This window comes from Roseibium sp. RKSG952 (genome assembly GCF_009711355.1).
Genome location: NZ_SMMF01000584.1, coordinates 1 through 2,108 on the forward strand (window position 1 = coordinate 1; position 2,108 = coordinate 2,108).

The 2,108-nt window shown below is 55.8% G+C and carries 2 protein-coding genes; one reads left to right on the forward strand and one right to left on the reverse strand.

Translation table 11 applies throughout. The features are described from left to right. Positions 1 to 78 precede the first annotated feature (78 nt). The gene (locus E1297_RS02520) at positions 79 to 1,671 is read right to left on the reverse strand and encodes a ribonuclease J (protein ID WP_155133492.1); all 1,593 of its coding nucleotides are present in this window, start codon (positions 1,669 to 1,671) and stop codon (positions 79 to 81) included. 230 nt (positions 1,672 to 1,901) lie between these two features. On the opposite strand from E1297_RS02520, the gene E1297_RS02525 reads away from it, so the two are divergent. Next, positions 1,902 to 2,108: hypothetical protein (locus E1297_RS02525; RefSeq protein WP_155133494.1), on the forward strand; the 207-nt coding region annotated here is incomplete at its 3' end.

Genomic DNA, 2,108 nt, shown 5'->3' on the forward strand with positions numbered 1-2,108 from the left:
CCAGGGAATAAATCCCATATGCGCCGTGCCCGCACTCTTAACCCCTTCCTAAAGGAAGGGATTTACCGCGCTTCTGGATCAGGCGGCCAATCGCGAGTTTTTCGTCCTGAAGGATGAATTCTGTCTGCGCTTCTTGTACTTTCGAATGACCCCGACGGGTACCTTGCGCTTCTCGATGACCTTCTCGTTGATAGGATCCCACCTGGCCGTAACAAAGCCTTGTTCGCTCTTCAGGTGTGCCTCCAGTAGGATTGGAACGCGGGCGACGGGCTGAAGGCTGCGTCGGCTCACCATGTAGACGATCCCTTCGCCTGGTTCTGCGACATCCCGGACGCCGGCCTCCAATGCGATCTTCGCGTGAGCTTCGAGATGCTGAGCCTTGCCGTGCACCGGAATGGCGAACCTCGGGCGGATCATGTCGTACATTTCCGCGATCTCGTTTCCGGTCGCATGACCTGTGACGTGAAGGGGGAGTCCCTTATACTCCCTCTGATGGATTGTAGCACCGTGATGCTGAATCTTGGAGAAGATCTCCCCTACCTCGATCTCGTTGCCCGGAATGATGCGGGCGGAGTGAACGATGGCATCGCCTCTCATAAGATCCGGGAGACGTTTGTCGTCGCCGTGGGCTAGTCGCGCGAGCGCGGCATTCGCCTCCCCTTGCGTCCCGGTACAGATGAGGACGATCTTGTCGCGCTTGTGATCCTTCAACTTGTAAAGGTCGGTGATCAGCTCGGGAGTGTTCTTCAGCAGGCCGGCGGTGTGTGCGGCTTCGGCATTTCGAATGAGGGAGAATCCGGCCAGTGCGACCTTGCGTCCCGCCTTCGTTGCCGCGTTCGCGATTGACGACAGCCGTGCGATATTCGAGGAGAAGATCGAGACGACAACCAGTCCCTTTGTGTCCCTGCAAACGGCTTCCATGCCCTTTGCGACATCGGATTCGGAGGTTGTTTCGCCAACCAGGTGCGCGTTGGTGCTGTCGCAGACCATCGCCCGAACGTTGGCTCGTCCGACCCGCTTCAGGGCTGCGAAGTCCGTTGGCTTTCCGATGACGGGATCGGGGTCGAACTTCCAGTCGCCGCTGTGAAAGACGGTTCCGGCTCCGGTTGAAATTGCCAGGGAAACGCACTCCGGAGCGGAATGGGTCATTCGGATCGTCTGAATCTTGAACGGCCCGATTTCGACCCCCCTACCCGGCTGAAACTTAATGATGGATGCGAATTTCCCTGACTTCTTCTCCTTGAGCCGAGCTCCGATGACCTCGGCTGCATAGGGCGTTGCGTAGATCGGACACTTCATCCTCGGAAACAGACGGTGAATTGCCCCGATGTGGTCCTCGTGCGCGTGGGTGACCACGAGCGCCTCGATATCCGGAAGGATTCTCGCGAAGGATTCGGGGTCCGGATAGATGGCCTCTACACCTTCGACGTGCTTGGGAGCGAACATGGAGCCCGCGTCGACGAGAATCCATTTCCCATCGTAGCCATAGAGGGTCCAGTTCATGCCGATACGACCGACACCTCCTACAGGGCAAACGAGGATGTTTTCCTTGGTTGGTCTCGGAAATTTCTTCGACAAGACCTGCTTGCTGCAGGATGCTCTCGGAACGGCGCTCTGCGTGCCGGGAGCATTCACGATGTCGTTGGACATCTGCTTATGTTCTGTTTTCATCAGGGTCTTTATCAATGATTGGACAGCATTTGTCAACACGAATCCTTATAGCAAATAATGTTGACGTATTGCATTCGCGCTGGCAACTTGGGATTGACAATTCAAACAACTGATCGAATCAAGGATTCGCATGACCATCTACTGCTACGGCCGATCAGTCGTCCCTTGCGGCCTGATTTAGGCCGTGCCGCCTAACAGCTGATCAGTACCAAAACTCAAGGAGTTTGATCATGACTAAATGGAAACGTCCGCTCCAGATGCTGATTGGCATCTGGAAGGTGGGTAAGAAATGCAACGATACCGATCTTGTTGACGCGTCTCTTTCCGGGAAACAGAAGTGGCTGAAGGAACAAGCCTACGCCGACTCGGTTATTTTGTTCGACGATCCGGACTGCACGGTTGCCGTTCCGATGACGGTTGAGGCAGCCAAATGGTGG